Source organism: Alteromonas hispanica (genome assembly GCF_010500915.1).
Lineage (GTDB): Bacteria > Pseudomonadota > Gammaproteobacteria > Enterobacterales > Alteromonadaceae > Alteromonas > Alteromonas hispanica.
The window spans coordinates 146,980-163,175 of sequence record NZ_JAAAWP010000009.1 but is presented as its reverse complement, the minus strand read 5'-3'; the positions used below and the strand labels follow the sequence as shown (position 1 = coordinate 163,175).

Genomic DNA, 16,196 nt, shown 5'->3' with positions numbered 1-16,196 from the left:
ATGGCGTTTAACCTTCATTTGTTTTTGGCGAAAGATCTGATCACCAAACGTCATGAATGTTCCCTTTATTTTTTATCTTACTGAATTTTAGTCATTATTTGTGGGGATACCTCAGGATCTGACCCCCATTTATTTTATTCTGTTTCTATTTGCTTGAAAAAGGCGCGGAACTCCATACGTGTGATGTACTGGTCGTCGTCTTTGTCTATTTCACTAAAGTCACCTTTAGAGTCAGTCATAGAGAGTTCTTCTTCTGTTAGCTTGCCGTCACTGTTAGCGTCTAGGCGTGTAAATTTTTCGTTTGCTGTAGCAGAGAGTTCGCTTCGTAGTTCCTTGTTATGCTCTGAAATCATTTCACCGTCTGCGCTAACTAGTGCTTTTCCATGACTGTGCTTTCTCATTTTGGCGTCTTGAATTTCTTCGCTTCGCATTTCCTTGTTTTTCTCGGCAATAACATCACCGTCTGTACCTGTTATAGTTTCTAAATGGCCACGCTTTGTCATTACAGCGTCGTTTGTTCCATTAGTCTGTAATTCAGTAATAATTTCATTGCTGAACATGGTGGGGTTCACATCAACGAATGTATTGAACTCCTTCCGGCTAATCATACTGTCGCCGTCCATATCCATTTTCGACATTAGTTTGCTGTTGAACACACCTGAAGCTTCTGAACCGATAATGTAGCCATTACCGTCTTTATCTAATGAATTGAAGTCTTGAGTTATTTTCTCTTCATGATGACCTGCAAACACTGTTGTTGAAAGTGAGGCGACAATGACTGCACTGGTGATGGCGCTTAATTTTCCAAATTTCATACCGTAATTCCTTCTATGCTGTTTAACCATTCAGGGCGTTCAGGTGCCCTTTACACTTGTTATCGTTTGTTACAAGTGACGCTTGTTTTCACTATCTTTTATTCATTTGTTATGCCATTCGTATAACTAACTGACAAAAAGAAAGAAATTGAGAAGACGGATCGTAAGATATGCGTGCCGGGCCGGTTAATTTGCTACGAATTTTGAAATAAATACACGCAGTTGCGCTTACATCGATGCGCTTACATCAATCCGCTTGGATCAATGCCTTGACAACAACAATGCTATAAGTGGCCTGATACCAACAACTTTATAATATTCAGTAGGTTTTTGAGCAGACTAGAAAAGCATCATCTGATCATCAACGATGTCATTAAAATCAAGTCCTATAGAGGGTAGTATGCTTTCTGCAATGGGACGAATTTGTTTGTCAATATAGTGATTGTAATCTAGAGGAGATGAAATCATGTCGCTGGTTTGCGCGCCACTGACGGTAATAACGTAAGATATAGTGGTATTTCGCTGGTACTGAAGGGGTCTATTTTGTTCCGCATTCAGTGTATCTGCTAATATCGCCGCTTTTACATGGGGGGGATGAGACTTAGTGTAAGAAGATAGGGGTTTTCGCAAACGTTTCTTATAAACAAGTTTATGGTCCACCGACCCTGAATTGACAGTGGCGATAACATCTCGAATGAATTGCTTCACAGGTTGTTGTTTGAATACTTTGGCATAAAGATCGTATTGAAAGTCTTTTGCCAACTGAGTCCAATCCGAGCGCACGTTTTCTAAACCTTTAAAGACAAGCTCTTCATGCCGGGCTTTAGTCTCTATTTGTTTAGATGAATCAGTATTGCTTTCAATATTAGTAACGTCGTTATTATTGTCTTTTCTTTTTTCAGGGCTATGTTCAGAGCAATGTTCAGAGCTTTTCTCGGGGCTATTTTCAACTGATAAAGTACGAATACCTGCATACCTTTTCTTGCTGCCTTGAGAGGAGCCTCTGATAGTAGGCATAAAAAACTTAGTAAAGTGCGACTCAAACTCTATTTCAAGCTCACAATCCAGCTCAAACTCATTGGCAATAAGCTCATGCCATTTCTCATTAATAATTTTGGCAAGTGCTTTTCCGGTTTCCGCGGGCGTACCTAGCGAAACATTATTATTTAAATGCACAAATGTAGAGTCTGTGTCGCCATAAATTACCGTATAGCCTAAGTCTTCTATCCACTTTGCGGTCGTTTGCATGATGTCATGGCCGCGCAAAGTTATAGAGCTAGCAAGTCTGGGGTCATAGAAAGGACAGCCGCCACTTCCAAGAACGCCATAAAAAGAGTTCATTAAAATCTTTATAGCTTGTGAGCGAGGTGCGTCTTTTTGTCGTTTAGCCTCGTCTCTCTGCAACCACAGGTTTTTAATGATGTCTGGTAAGAAATGTTTGGTACGACTAAATACTGCTCCTTTGAAGCCAGGTATGGCGTTTTCTGGGTGTTTTAAGCCCTCAGCTAGCCCTAAGGGGTCAATATTAAATGTGCGAATAATAGAAGGGTAAAGGCTTTTAAAGTCGAGTACCAAAACGTCATTATAAAGGCCAGGAAGCGATCGCATTACATACCCCCCTGGGCTTGCGAGCCCTCCGTTAGATGGACGCACCCCTGCAACATAGTGTTCTCTATGAAGTTTGGGTAAATAGACGTTGAGGAACGCGGCCACCGACCCCCCTGGACGACCGAGTTCAAGTCCGGTAAGCGTGCCTCTAAGAGTTAAAAAGTCTATAAAACGGGTTTTATCTTGAATAGTATTTACCAGTTCACTGTCTTTAAAGTTGTAGTCTGCTAGAGACAGAGGGTTATTGTTATATAGGTTTTTTATAGCCCGCAGTTTATCCCCCTCTTTTATAAGCTTCCTTTCGTCTATTAGCTGACCTGCCACATAATCTAGCGAGAATGATTCAAATTGGTAGGTCATGGTTTTCAATGCCTCTATACCATCGATAGTACATCGCCCGGGAATATTTACTAAAGTTTGGTCTTCCCACGCTCTTACCGTCGCTTCCCGTCCTTGGCGTCCAAGAATTAGTTTTAAACGATTTGCAGTAGCTCGGCGAGAGAGCACAGCAAAGTCGAACTGCTTTACATTCCATCCCAATATAATGTCTGGGTCGATGACACAAACTCGCGCGCAAAATTCATTAAGCAACGTTTTTTCATCGTCAACCACTGTGAGTATGTAAGGCGCATTAGCACTAGCCAAAGAGGCATTTTTAAACGATGGAGGTCTCACCAGAATGACTTCGTTGTGGTTTCTCCCTGCTATAGAAACGCTGAACAACGACTCATCTTCATCGCACTCAATATCGATACTTATCCATGAAAATGATGGGAGGTAAGCCGATGGTCTTATTCGAGCATCTTTTATTTCATCGCCGTCATTAATATCGGCATATTCCAATGCCCCATAGACAAAACGCTCCATAAGATATCTGTCGGCTACTCTGATATCTGCTTCATACAAAGTAATATGGTTTTCCACTGCTATCTTTCTTAGCGTGTGCATCTGGCTTTCAGTTTTTACTTTCACTGTGCTTACTGGCTCTTGTTCAAGTGTTTTAAACTGAGCTGAAGTAAATGAAATATCACGAGCCAATGAAGTGGTTGCTTTGACGAGGTTTGCTTTGTTTTTATCTGCAACAAAGCAGGTTGGCTGCTGTGGAGGCGAAACTAACCTAACTGTTTTTTCGTCTGTTTTAACCCAGAGTTCAACAAATACCTGTTTATTTTCGGTAAAGGTTGTCTTGTTTAAAATATAGCCTTTTTTAATCACAGCGCATTGTTCTTCGATATGGAAAAAATAACGGAGAGACTCTTGTGAGTTTCTTGAGACGCAAGTATACCGCAAGAGCTATTTTGTTGTTGTTTTCTGTTGCACGCCACGTGTCACCTTGATTTAGAACAACCATACTTGCGGTAACACGCCGCGATTACGAATATTTTAAGTCTCGCTGAATGGGTAAGTATCTATGAGGATTGGTATTTAATAACTCAGTACTATAGATCTCTATTCGACATATACGTTTGTTTTTGGTCTTTGGTCGCGATAGAAATAGCGAAGGTTAAAAAAATAGAACCCTTTTGAGGTGTGCCATGCAGTATCTAGCCGACAAACAGCCCGAGCCTGGCGAGGTCTTTGAAATTGCTGACGGTGTGTTGTGGCTAACCATGCCTTTGCCTTTCGAGCTAGATCATATCAATCTTTATCTTATTAAAGACGGTGACGGCTGGGTGGTAGTCGACACAGGAATTGGCACCACCACAACTAAAAAGCTGTGGCAGCAAATTTTTAAAAAAATTGATGGTCGTATTACCGGTGTTGTTGTCACTCATCTTCATCCAGACCACGTTGGCCTAGGGGGATGGATTGCTGATGAGTTTAATGTGCCATTTTACATGTCGCAAACCGAATACTTTACCGCCAGAGCTTTTTGCGCGGGGAAAAACGGTGCGCCGAATCAACGAGATATCGATTACTACAATAGAGCGGGGCTAGATAAAGAGCTTGTCGAGAAACTGACACAAGGGGATGGAAAGGGGTTTAGTCAGGTTGTATCGCCGATACCAATGAGTTACACGCGCCTGAAGCACAATGACACTTTATTGTTTGGTAGTAGTCAGTGGCAGGTTCTGATAGGAAGAGGGCACTCGCCCGAGCACGCCTGTTTGTATAACGCTAACAAAGGCGTACTGATTTCTGGAGATCATATTCTGCCCATGATTACTCCAAATATTGGGGCATACTCTACTGAGCCAGAAGCGCTTACGCTAAATGATTACCTGACTACATTGCCGCCATTTAAAGCACTTCCTGAAAACACAGTGGTATTGCCAGCTCACAAGTTGCCATTTGTTGGTCTTCACGAACGAGTTGACGAGCTACTTAGCCATCACCACAAACACCTTGATGCACTTACTGAAGCTTGCCATACGCCGCAATCAATTTCAGATTTGCTTCCCATTATGTTTAAACGAGAACTGTCGAGTAGAAATATGGTGTTCGCCGTTGCCGAGTGTTACGCACATATGAATTACTTAGTGGCTAATAACACGCTTAAGAGAACGCTAGATGATAGAGGGATTTACAAGTTTTGTGGCGCTACAGTAAACGTTTGAGTTGATAACTGCGCAAGCGCTATAGGTTTTCCTGCTCAGGCTGCTCACTAGCGCTGTCTTCCTCTTGCTGAACGTTCTGCGCGGGATATTTGGGAATGGTAATTTGAACAACCGTCCCTTTACCTTCTTTGCTGCTTATCGATACTTTTCCGTTGTGCTTTTCTATAGCGGTATAAGCAACAGATAATCCAAGTCCCTGACCTTGCCCCTCGGGTTTTGTGGTAAAGAAAGGCTCGAATATTCGTTTGAGATTTTTTTGCTCAATACCACAGCCACTGTCGAGTATTTTAAAGCTAACGTCGTTGTCGTGTTCAACAATAGAAAGTTTTATAAATCCTTTGTCTTCTATCGCTTGTGCAGAATTCACCATAACGTTCATAAGGGCTTGCTTCAGTGTTCCAGGATCGCCAATAACTTCTAATTTTTCATGGGCACACTCAAACTTATACTCTGGTTTTGCATATTGTGCAGATATCAGGGTGATAAGCTGTTTAGCGACCGTGCACACTTCAATAGTTTGGTAGCCTTCTGCAGTTTCTAAAGAGAAGTTTTTGAGGTTTTCTACAATATCTCTTACTCGGGTAAGGCCTTCGCTAGACTCATCAATCAGCTCAGTAATGTCGTCTTTTAGTAATGCATAGTGATTGCTATCGTAGAGAGACTGTATTTGTTCTTGCATCTCTTCGGTAAAGTGTGTGATTTGCGACTCTACGCCATCGCAAATAGACAAAAGATGAGTGGCGTACTGGGATAGTGTATCTAAGTTTGCGGTTACAAAACCAATTGGGTTATTTATTTCGTGGGCGATCCCCGCAGCGAGTTGTCCCGTTGAAGCCATTTTTTCAGCTTGAATAAGCTGGCTTTGTGCCGTGTCTAACTTTCTGATCAGCTTCCGCTGTTCCGCGTGTTCTTTTTTCAGCGCCTGCGACAGTTTTTGCTGCGCTCTAAAGTAGCTAGCCTGAGCGGTGACGTCTTGAAGGAATATGCAGGCTAGCTTTCTACCAGATGAATTATCCTTTATGGGAATGATTTCCATATTTTGATACATCTGAGTTTCTTCGCCCGTGATGGGGCGGCTACTTTTGAACGGAAATATGTGAGGGCGCTGTTCCCAGTAACTAAAGCTAGGATGTTGCAGAACAAAGACTGATTTCAGACGCCTTTGTAAAAACTTACCTTGCCCCTTAAAGAGATCAGTAACCGGCTGTTCTTTGTAATTCTTGCGTAGCTCATGGGGCAGCCTGTCTAAGAAAAAGTCGTTTAGATAAACCACGTTGAATTGTTCGTCAACAATGCCGATACCTACGGGAAGTTTGCTAACGAGTTGCTCGAACATTAGCCTAGTAGCTCATCCAATGTTGTTTTCATTCTGGCAAGAGACTCATCGTCTAAACAAAACACAACGCGCATGCTAAATGATGATATCGCAATAATAAACTGCACCTCCATCACCAGAGTGTGCTGCCATTGCAAGTCGCTAAAATTAGACTTTTCAGGTTGAAATAGCGTTGGCATATTTAAATTGGTAGTTAACTCTAGCTGGTCAGAAAGACCTGATAAACAAGCGCCGGCCAGTATATTACAAAGCTCAAGAATAATTTCTTGCACATCTTCTTTATCAAGAGGCTCGTCGTAGTCCATTAGCTTCGCTACCTCTGCTAATCCCGACTGCGATAGCACCGACATAACCTCGCCATGTATATCCCCTAAAAAGGACTGACGAGTATAAAAAGAGTCTGTTGTTTCAAACAGCAAGCTATAAAGTTCATTTGGCGTAACCGTTGAAATCTTGGGAATTGAAATATCAATTTTTGTTTCAATCAGTTGTGCTAGCGAATTGGCCGCCTGTCCCATAGATATATTAAGAAGTTCTTGGAGTGCGTCTCTTTGATCTTCGTCAAGTGGTAACACAATACTCATAAGTACCCCAATTCGAACATCGCCATAGCGAGCTCTTCTTTGTCTAAAGGTTTTCTTAAAAAGCGCTTTGCGCCTAGAGAGGTAACGATTTTTTGCTTTTCTGGCTGAAAGTCAGCGCTAATAACGATAACGTTGGGTGCATCAGCTTTGTCGCTTAAGTATTCTAATACGCCTACGCCGTCAACTTCCGGCATAGTCAGGTCGAGCAAAACCAAGTCAAAGGATGTATCAGAAAGTAGTTCAATTGCTTCTTTGCCATTTGTGGCTTCGCAGATGGCATATTCTAAATCTTCTGGTAATGCACGAATCACACTGCGTCTTGACAGCTTAGAGTCATCAGCAACTAAAACAGATATCGACATTAAAAAGTCTCCTAGATGGCATTATCGTGTTTGCCCAGTAGTAAAGTATGTGCAAGATTAGCGTTACTGCAACAATCTATATAAAAAAGTTTCACAGTGTGCAGTTCTCTCTCATGTTTCAATTATATGGCAGAAGTGACTTTTGTGCGTATTATACTTTAAGTCTAAAAATGAAAGAATGTGGGATGGAGCAACTGAAAATAACAAAACAGTGCGCCTATTGAACAGGCGCAGCGGTGAACATAAAGACTATTATAAGCTTGGACGACGTTAATTAGCTGTTTTGTAGTTTGTACATCTTTTCGATAGAGGATGGTATAGCGTCTACATAGCGCTTAACGTCAGCAATTTTACCCATACTTACTCTAGACCAATTGGTATACGTTCGATAAATGCCGCGAATTAAAACATTTTGCTCAGCCATGGCCTGGCGAAAATACTCCGCGTTTCCATCTCCCAAATTCACAAACACAAAGTTAGTACTTGATGGTAGCGCTGTCAAACCATTAGCTTTAACTGCGTCCATGACCATGCCTCTTCCTTCAAGAATTTTTTCTTTTGAAAAGCTTAAAAATGCATCATCGTTGTAGCTCGCTATAGCTGCTGCTAAGCCAGCTTGGTTAAGCGTGTAATTGCCCATACCGTACTTGTTAATCCATTCGGTATTTTGTTCTGAGGCAATAAGGTAGCCAACTCTCATACCGGCAAGACCATAAATCTTTGAGAATGTACGTGCTACCACTATATTGTGTCCTGCTTTTACAAGAGGAATCATTGTGTGTTTTGGCGGTGCATCAGTAAGTTCGTTATAAGCTTCATCAACCAGTACCAAGGTTTTCTTTGATGCCTTAATACAGAACTCGCGAAGCGCGGAAGGTTCGAGAATTTTCCCTGTTGGATTATTGGGGTTGCATATATGCACCATACTAATCGTGTCGTCTATTGCGCTATAAATTGCTTCTAGGTCTATGTCTAGTGAAGCGGTATTCGGGACACGTATAATCTCAGGTCCCCCTTGTTTCTCTGGTGCTCTAGACGTGGTATCCCAAAATAGATCAGGCCCAAGAATTTTACCCTTGTCACAAGCCGCTAATGCTGTATAAGAAAGTATCGGGCTAGACCCTGCGCTAAGTGAAATATTTTTCTTATCAATACTATGACGCTCAGCAATCATATCAATTAAGCGCATAGCGGCAGGGTAGGCATAGTATGCACCCCCTTGAGACGCAGCCTCAGATATTGCTTTAAGCGCAGATGGGCTGGGACCAAACGGATTTTCATTGGCATCAAGTTTTGCTACCCCAGGTTTTGGGCCATAAAGGTGCTGAGAAGAGCTTGAAGCTGCTTGAGCTCCCAATGTGGTAACAATACCGCTAGCGCCCATCGCGGTAGCTGCAGCACTGCCCCCTAAAAACAGGCGTCTAGAGCGATTGATTGTCATAGTGTTATTCCTTTTTCATAGCAGTAATAGTCACAGTGATTTACGACTTAAATGGCTTTGTAAAACATGGCGCTAGATACAATAACCAAATAAATTCCAAACAAGCGTTTGAGCTTTATTTCACTAAAGTTATGCGCCATTTTTGCGCCAATAGGCGCCGTGAAAATAGCACCTATGCTTATAGCGATAAGTGCAGGCAAATTGATATACCCAAAGGTGCCGAATGGGAGAGAAGAAGACTGAGAGTTGGTCATAAATAAAAAGCCCACCGCGCCAGGTAAACCAATTAAAAAGCCAACTCCTGCAGCGGTAGCAACCGCTTGCTGAATAGAGCGCTGACACATCACCATGGTAATAACCGTTGGCGTACCGCCACCTATGCCGAGCAATGCAGAAAAGCCTCCGAGAACAAAAGCCAAAAGCGCTTTGCCTTTGCCGGAAGGCATTTCAAATACAAGCCCGGGACGCACTACGAATTCTGGAAAGAGAAAATACACAGAGTATAAGAGAACCCCAGATGCGAACACCACGGTTAGGGCATCTGAACTAGTGTTGCCTGCAATGGCCACACCACCTATAACGCCCAAAATCAGCCAAATACTCCATGAACGGAGTATATCGAAATCGACGGCACCTCGTGCCCTGTGGGCAATAACAGATCGTGCGCTCGATACCACGATTGAGGCCAATGAGGTACCAATAGCTACTTTTACCAACTCCTCAGATGGTGGAGTAAAAAACGGAAATACCGCTAGAAGAGCAGGAACCACGACAAAGCCGCCCCCATTTCCGAATAGGCCAGCGGTAAGACCAGCGATAGCGCCGGTAATACACAAGGTAACTACAAACCACAGTAGTTCTATTTCCATTTATCTGAAGCTCCGTCGACGATTACTGTTAAAAATGCTTGGAAGTACTTCGTTGATGAGCAAACTGCTGTACTTAACGTTGAAAATAAGAAATTCACAATGAGATGTTCAAAACAAGAAATTGAAAATAAGTACGCTGCACGACGGTAAAACACCCATGCCCACAGTCTGTGCAGAAATGTTACAAACCTAAATGTTGGCCGCTTATAAGCCTCCGATTATCACCATCAAGAGCAAAATTTTCATATCAACGATTAAGCTAAGATCTCTTCGCTTAAGAGGGAAGAAAGAACAATATTTAGGGGTATAATAAAAATGTTGAGCCAGCTCTGAAGCACAGATAAACACTGAGTTAGCGCTTTGAAAGCTTTAGCGCAGCATTTTTTAGCGAGCATTATTAAGTCATGTACAAATCGAGGAGAAATATTTACTTCTTTAGGACTCACCCTAGCTTTTATTAGTGTTTTCCATTCGCTATGGCATATCGCTTGCAATCTCAATTGCGTATCGCTTGCTGACTGCATTGCGGAATATTGATAAATGAGAGATCCCTCAGAGGCCGAACTTTGCACTCAAAGCAATTAACGTACTTTGTTACTACGGTTAAAAAAGGCAGTATCGCTGCAGCGGCACGGGCGCTGAATATTGCGCAGCCGGCCGTGAGTCAACAGTTAGCGAATTTAGAGCGAGAAGTTAAGGCTACTCTTTTCAATAGAAGCTATGCCGGCGTTTCATTAAGCCCGGCTGGAGAGGTTTTTTTCAATCATGCAGTTGCATTATTAGAGCAAATGGAAGCAGCTAAAAATGCGGTTGTTGAGCTGAATCGCTTGCATGAAAAAACAATCAAGATAGGTGTTATTCCGTCCATTGGTAACGTTGTGTCTTTGCCTCTAATTACAGAGGTAGAAAAGGCTAATGCTTACAAAAAAGTAGAGATTAGTACGGGGCCTTCTTATGCCATTAATGACTGGCTTGAATCTAAGCAGGTCGATATAGCGCTTTCTTATCGGGAAGCGATTGATGACAAACACACTACCGCAATACCTCTTATTCAAGAGGAAATGCACCTTGTATTTCCTGCATCATTACAAAAAGAAGAACTGGCATTTCTCACCAATCGAAATGCCGTGCGTTTTGAAGAATTAAAAGGTCTACCATTGATATCACCCGGTACAAAAGATGCGCTTGGGCAGTTGATCGCCAGCTTCGAGCAGCAGACCGGGACTAAGTTGAATCACGACCATGCCTATTCTGGGCAGTTGATGACGGGACTGCGACAAGTCATCAATGGTGAAGGGGTGATGATCCTTCCCACGTCAGCCATATTTCATCTTAAAGAACCAGGCTTGGTTGGCTCGGTAAAAATTGTCGAGCCAGATATGTATCGAACGGTCTATGCGTTTACACATAAAAATAATTCGCAACAAAAAGACATCGTCAACACTCTGTCATCTATAAAAAGGGTGGTATATGAACAACATGCGTTGCGTCACTGGTGCGGTAATTTAGAGTTTGCTACCACTATAGCTGGAACAAATTTAGCTACCCTTTGATCATTTATTACTCGATATTTTTGGGCAATTCAATGTCGATAAGAATAGGTAAATGATCGGATAAAACCGCTGTTTTGCGATTTTTTACTTTAGTATATTTTTTGACATTAATATCCTTCGACACCCACATTCTATCGAGTGAAAAAATTGGGAACTGGCTTGGAAAAGTGGCTCCCATTTTCTGTTGATGAAGAAGTCGATTTAAAGACCGAAATGCTCTGGAGAAAAACTGCCACTCGTTAAAGTCACCGCCAAGTACAAGAGGTGTAGGAGTTTCTGCCAAGCGTTTTCTCAGGTGTTGGTGCAATAGAGTAAACTGAGACTTTCTTTCTTTAGTTTTAAGCCCTTTGTGGGTATTTACTACCGTTAATGGGCCACCCTCTGTCTGATATTGTACTAATTGAACATTTCTCGGTTGCCTACCTTGCTGACTTACATCTAGAGTTTCATTAGATAGAATGTCGTAGCGGCTTAATACCGCGTTACCATACCAACCATCTTGTTCAGTAAGTGCGGGGGAAGCCGTTAAACGAAAGGTATTGTTGGCACAAATATCATCGATATCTTGATTTGTATCACGGTGGCTAGGGCGGGTGTCCATCTCTTGCAACAACACAATATCTGCACCCATTTGCGATAAGAATTGCCCGATTCTTTTGTAATCATGCTGTTTATCGCGCCCTACGCCACTGTGGATATTATATGAAACTATGCGACACATTCTTCGCTCTCATTATCCTGTTGTTTCTCATTGCTCGCAGCTTGCTTTCGCTGTTGATAGTAGCGGGCAAATTTCTGAGAGCCCCAAATCATCAAGCCCCAAAGTGCAATGCCTGCAACCAGATAGCTGATGGTTTCGACAGAAGGGTTTTGCCAAATTTGCGCGATAGAATCACCCACTAAGCCTTTGGCAATCATGGGCGGAAACATACCGAGGAATGTGCCAACCAAAAACTGAATAATGCCGATAGATGAGATGCCGGCGACCAAGTTGACTAAACTAAATGGTGCAATGGGCAGCATTCGAATAGCCGCTACGCCAACAATACCGCTGCGTTTAAGCTTTTCGTCAACGGCAGCTACTTTGGGGCCTCCCAGCTTTTTCAAGCCAGCGTTACCAGAGAGTTTACCAATGCCAAATAATATTGCCGAGCTTAATAAAGCGCCCATCATTCCGTAAATTGGCCCCCAAATTGGGCCAAATATCGCGGCCACAGCTAGCGAAAGAACGGTGACTGGGAAAAACAAAATTCCACCAACCACATAGACCATTAATACCGTAGGCAGCGCAAAGTAGGTTCCTCTACTTTCTTCCAGAAACGCATTAATACTGTCTGAGCTCAACCAAGGTATAGATTGACTTGCCCAGTACATTAAGCCACACATCACTGCAACAATGGTTACCCCAATGGCAATCATAATGCTTCTACGCCTGGGGTTTCTTGCGGGCAAAACCGTTCCGTCAGGAGTTGGAATGGAAATCAAGGGCTCTTCAGGGTCTGACAACGAGCGAAATAGGTTTGCGGTTGATTGCTCAGTAAATATTTCGTCTCTTACCTCGGTAAGAATATAGCCATGGGCAATTTGCCCCTGCATCAATGCCTCAACAGGGTTTGGTTGTTCAAAAATAGCGGGCATATCTTCCAGCGCTCTACCCGTATGTTCTGCAAGTAAGTCATTTCTAACGTTAACAACACTTTGTTTGTTTTCTGGTGTATTGCCATACAGAACCGTATCAATCTCGGTGTCCAGTGTCATTGAACGATTACTCAGATTAGATGAGCCAATAACAAGGTACTTATCGTCAATGGTCATTACCTTTGAGTGAATACGTTTGTACGCGCGTTTTCCCTGCATATCTTCAATAGATGAGTAGGTCATCTTCACTCTTTCTGGTGAAATACCACTCTCTAATATGGTTTTAAATTGAATGCGACTGGCCCAAAACGCTTCGCACTCAAACTTTCCTTTCGGCTCGTATGAACTAACAATACACACATTCAAATTGGGCTTAAGCTTAAGCTGTCTATTTAATTCTTCTGCTATTTCTTGACGAGTAGTAAATTGATTCTCAATGTAAATAAATGACTCAGCTTGGCCGATAAGGTCTAGCAGCATGTGGCGCACTTCTTGTGCAGGTTCTACCTCGTCCATAAAAGGGATCGTTCTTGCCAGCGCACACTCCACGTTTTTAAAAATAGGAGGGTAGCTTTCTGGCCATGCAGCAGGAATTGGCGCATCAATGTTTATATTCGCATTATCTCGAATAGCTATGGGCGTTTCGTTTGCAACTCGCTGCCATCTCCAGCGTACGAGTTTCGAAAAATCAGCTACTACTGGGCCGCTTGATACCATTTGTACGTCGTGCAGGGGCCCATACTCACCGTCTGGCCCATCACGCTCCTCAGATACCACAGGATGATCTCTGGTGTCCCAACGGTTAGTAGATACGTCCATGCCTCCTGAAAAAACCAGCTCGTCATCAATGACCACAATTTTTTGATGCTGACTCCCACCCATAGGAATGGTGTCATCAAGTTCGGTTTTTACATTATCGGGGGTTTTTTCATCCCATGCTTCTTTAGCCCAAAGTTCTCTTTGTGCAAAAAATGCAAGGGATGAGTCCCACCGCAGCAGATAAATTTGAATATCAGGGGTTTGTTCAGCTTTCCATTTTAGTAAGTCGCTTATAACGCTTGGTGCTGAACTTTGCGCTTCATCTTCACCACGAATAAGACGAATTCGGCTGTCTATGTCCCAGCCAACAATAAATATGCTGTGCTTTGCTTTTACTATCGAACTGTGCAGCGCTTTATAATAATTGGCGCAGTCGATAAGGGGAGCTGCGAATGTAGCGTTGCTCTCTACCCAACAGTTTTCGCCTGGCTCAAAAATATTATTCTGCGAAGTCATGATATTGTCCTAATGCTATTTTTCTCCGTTATCGTAAGACATTTGCACAAATCATTCCGTATGAATTGACGCCAAAATAGAAAGCTAAATTATTGTTTTTCATTGGTAATTAGGCTTTCCCATAAAAGAGTGACGATAATGGGAAGGTAACTTAATTGTAATAATTTCACGAATTACCTCCTTCTTTCCCGTCTAATTGGTAAAAAGCATTTTTTTCACCTATATATTGGAAGGGTTATGTATTGGAGTAAAACAAATGGGTTTCTTTTCCCGAGAAAACGCTGCAAAACAGGCATTGTCTCAATCGATACTTGCTGTAGTTACCATTGATGAAAATAATAATGTAACGTTTTATAACGATGCAGCGGAGCAACTGTGGGGTTATTCTCCTTCAGAAGTTATCGGAAAAAATATAAAAATGTTGGTGCCAAGAGAGCATCAGTCTAATCACGATAGCTATGTAAATACTCACCGAAATACAGGTGTGAATAAAATTGTTGGCAGCTCAAGGGAAGTGGAACTGGAAACCAAGTCAGGACAGCGTATTTGGGTGCAACTCGCTTTATCGCAGGTAGACGTGGGTGGAAAAAAACATTACACCGCTTTTGTTCGTGATGTTACAGAAGAGCGAGAAGCGAGAGAAATTGTTGAGCAGACTCTTGAACAAGCGTTAGATGCTGTAGTTTGTATTAATGAAAATAATGAAGTAACGCTGTTTAACGCCTCGGCAGAAAAATTCTGGGGTTACAGACGAGAAGAAGTTATCGGTAAAAACGTGAAAATGCTGGTACCAAAGGCTATCCAGGCTAACCACGATAATTACGTTAATGCGAATAGGGAAACAGGACAGGACAAGATTGTCGGCACCAGCAGAGAGGTCAGAGTCGAGCGAAAAGACGGTGAGCTGCTTTGGGGACGCTTGTCTTTGTCAAAAGTACGACTTGCAGACCGCACTCTTTACACCGCTTTTGTGAGAGATGTAACCGAGGAAGTAGAACAGCGTGAATTACAGCGAATGCTGTCGCTAGTGGCAAATGAGACGGACAACGCTGTTATTATTTCAGACTCTGACGGACTTATTGAATATGTAAATAACGGTTTTTATCGCTTAACAGGGTGGAGTTTAGAAGAGGTTAGGGGCAAAAAACCTGGCTCATTTTTGCAAGGTGAGGAAACTGACCCCAGAACTGTGGATGTTATTCGTCAAAAGCTTAAAAACAGAGACGCCTTTTACGATGAAATTTTGAATTACCGTAAAGATGGTTCACCCTATTGGACGTCGCTATCCATAAACCCAGTTTTCAATGAAGGGCAACTGACTAACTTTATTGCCGTACAGGCCGACATTACCCGCGTAAAACAAATGTCGCTTGATTTTACTAACAAGCTCCAGGCCATTGGCAGTGCACTGGTACTATTAGAAATGGAGCCGGACGGAAGGTTAGTCGAAGCAAATAAATTGTTGAAAGAAACACTGAAAGGCATTTACGACTCTAAAGATTTTGCGAAAGAGTTGATGTCACGGTTAACTTCCGAAGACAGGACTCAGCTCGAAAAGACTGGCTTTGTTTCTAAAATTCTAGAATTTAGAAATAACGATAAGTACCTCGCTTTTGATTCACGAATTAGCGCGCTTAAAAACTTTAACGGTCAAATTACGCGATACGTGTTCTTTGCCATTAACGTATCTACGCGCAAACAAGCAGTAAATGACACACAAGGGGCAATGCAAGAGTTGCTTACAACCAGTCAAACTATTAGTACCATTGTGGGTACTATAAACTCAATTTCTGAGCAAACCAATCTGTTGGCACTTAATGCCGCCATTGAGGCCGCAAGGGCCGGAGAGATGGGACGCGGGTTTGCGGTCGTAGCCGACGAAGTGAGAACTTTGGCAGGAAACTCTCAATCGTCATCAAATGAAATTGATAACCTCGTAAAAACAACTGTAACCAAAATAGAAGAGCTTGCCCAACTCATAAAAGGTATTGACGGTTAAAGCTGGTGTCGAAACCAATTGATTGTTGGAATAGCTATCGTTGGAATAGCGATTCTTGAAACTCGTACATTTAATGGCGCCGTTTTGGCGCCGACCTAGTACCTTTTGGCGCTGGTTTATACTACAAGCCACAGGTCAAGGGCGTTTCTCTGAAAGTG

General features: G+C 42.5%; 12 protein-coding genes. 3 read left to right on the top strand and 9 right to left on the bottom strand.

Annotated elements, in window-relative coordinates:
* Nucleotides 1-134 precede the first annotated feature (134 nt).
* Both GTW09_RS14260 and GTW09_RS14255 read right to left on the bottom strand, forming a co-directional pair.
* On the bottom strand, nt 135-815 hold the full coding sequence (locus GTW09_RS14260) for an EF-hand domain-containing protein (protein WP_163112431.1): 681 nt from the start codon (nt 813-815) through the stop codon (nt 135-137).
* Nucleotides 816-1,154: 339 nt separating this feature from the next.
* Nucleotides 1,155-3,638 carry a DNA polymerase II gene (locus GTW09_RS14255; RefSeq protein WP_338024966.1) on the bottom strand — a complete coding sequence of 828 codons (2,484 nt, stop codon included), beginning with the start codon at nt 3,636-3,638 and terminating at the stop codon, nt 1,155-1,157.
* Nucleotides 3,639-3,958: 320 nt separating this feature from the next.
* Here GTW09_RS14255 and GTW09_RS14250 point away from each other — a divergent pair, with 320 nt between their 5' ends.
* Nucleotides 3,959-4,981, top strand: coding sequence for an MBL fold metallo-hydrolase (locus GTW09_RS14250; RefSeq protein WP_163112430.1), 1,023 nt, complete (start codon nt 3,959-3,961; stop codon nt 4,979-4,981).
* Between the two features lie 19 nt (nt 4,982-5,000).
* Here GTW09_RS14250 and GTW09_RS14245 read toward each other — a convergent pair whose 3' ends face one another.
* The 5 genes from GTW09_RS14245 to GTW09_RS14225 all read right to left on the bottom strand — a co-directional run bounded on the left by GTW09_RS14245 (nt 5,001) and on the right by GTW09_RS14225 (nt 9,573).
* Nucleotides 5,001-6,317 carry a sensor histidine kinase gene (locus GTW09_RS14245; RefSeq protein ID WP_163112429.1) on the bottom strand — a complete coding sequence of 439 codons (1,317 nt, stop codon included), beginning with the start codon at nt 6,315-6,317 and terminating at the stop codon, nt 5,001-5,003.
* On the bottom strand, nt 6,317-6,901 hold the full coding sequence (locus GTW09_RS14240; RefSeq protein ID WP_163112428.1) for a chemotaxis protein CheX: 585 nt from the start codon (nt 6,899-6,901) through the stop codon (nt 6,317-6,319). Before GTW09_RS14240 ends, GTW09_RS14245 begins: the two co-directional genes overlap by 1 nt.
* Nucleotides 6,898-7,263 (bottom strand): response regulator, encoded by a 366-nt coding sequence (locus GTW09_RS14235; protein WP_071980576.1) that lies wholly within the window; start codon nt 7,261-7,263, stop codon nt 6,898-6,900. The genes GTW09_RS14240 and GTW09_RS14235 overlap by 4 nt, the downstream gene beginning before the upstream one ends.
* Before the next feature lie 274 nt (nt 7,264-7,537).
* On the bottom strand, nt 7,538-8,704 hold the full coding sequence (locus GTW09_RS14230) for a pyridoxal phosphate-dependent aminotransferase (RefSeq protein ID WP_071980575.1): 1,167 nt from the start codon (nt 8,702-8,704) through the stop codon (nt 7,538-7,540).
* 47 nt (nt 8,705-8,751) lie between these two features.
* Nucleotides 8,752-9,573 carry a sulfite exporter TauE/SafE family protein gene (locus GTW09_RS14225; RefSeq protein WP_071980574.1) on the bottom strand — a complete coding sequence of 274 codons (822 nt, stop codon included), beginning with the start codon at nt 9,571-9,573 and terminating at the stop codon, nt 8,752-8,754.
* A 566-nt stretch (nt 9,574-10,139) separates the two neighbouring features.
* Between GTW09_RS14225 and GTW09_RS14220 the strand changes: the two genes are divergently transcribed.
* Nucleotides 10,140-11,126 (top strand): LysR family transcriptional regulator, encoded by a 987-nt coding sequence (locus GTW09_RS14220; protein ID WP_163112427.1) that lies wholly within the window; start codon nt 10,140-10,142, stop codon nt 11,124-11,126.
* Between the two features lie 7 nt (nt 11,127-11,133).
* On the opposite strand, the gene GTW09_RS14215 is transcribed toward GTW09_RS14220, so the two are convergent.
* Both GTW09_RS14215 and GTW09_RS14210 read right to left on the bottom strand, forming a co-directional pair.
* A complete protein-coding gene (locus GTW09_RS14215; RefSeq protein WP_163112426.1) occupies nt 11,134-11,847 on the bottom strand; it encodes an endonuclease/exonuclease/phosphatase family protein in 714 nt (237 codons plus the stop codon).
* Entirely contained in the window at nt 11,835-14,039 is a 2,205-nt protein-coding gene (locus GTW09_RS14210) for a VTT domain-containing protein (protein WP_163112425.1), read from the bottom strand. The genes GTW09_RS14215 and GTW09_RS14210 overlap by 13 nt, the downstream gene beginning before the upstream one ends.
* A 256-nt stretch (nt 14,040-14,295) precedes the next feature.
* On the opposite strand from GTW09_RS14210, the gene GTW09_RS14205 reads away from it, so the two are divergent.
* Nucleotides 14,296-16,038, top strand: coding sequence for a PAS domain S-box protein (locus tag GTW09_RS14205; RefSeq protein ID WP_163112424.1), 1,743 nt, complete (start codon nt 14,296-14,298; stop codon nt 16,036-16,038).
* Nucleotides 16,039-16,196: the final 158 nt, after the last annotated feature.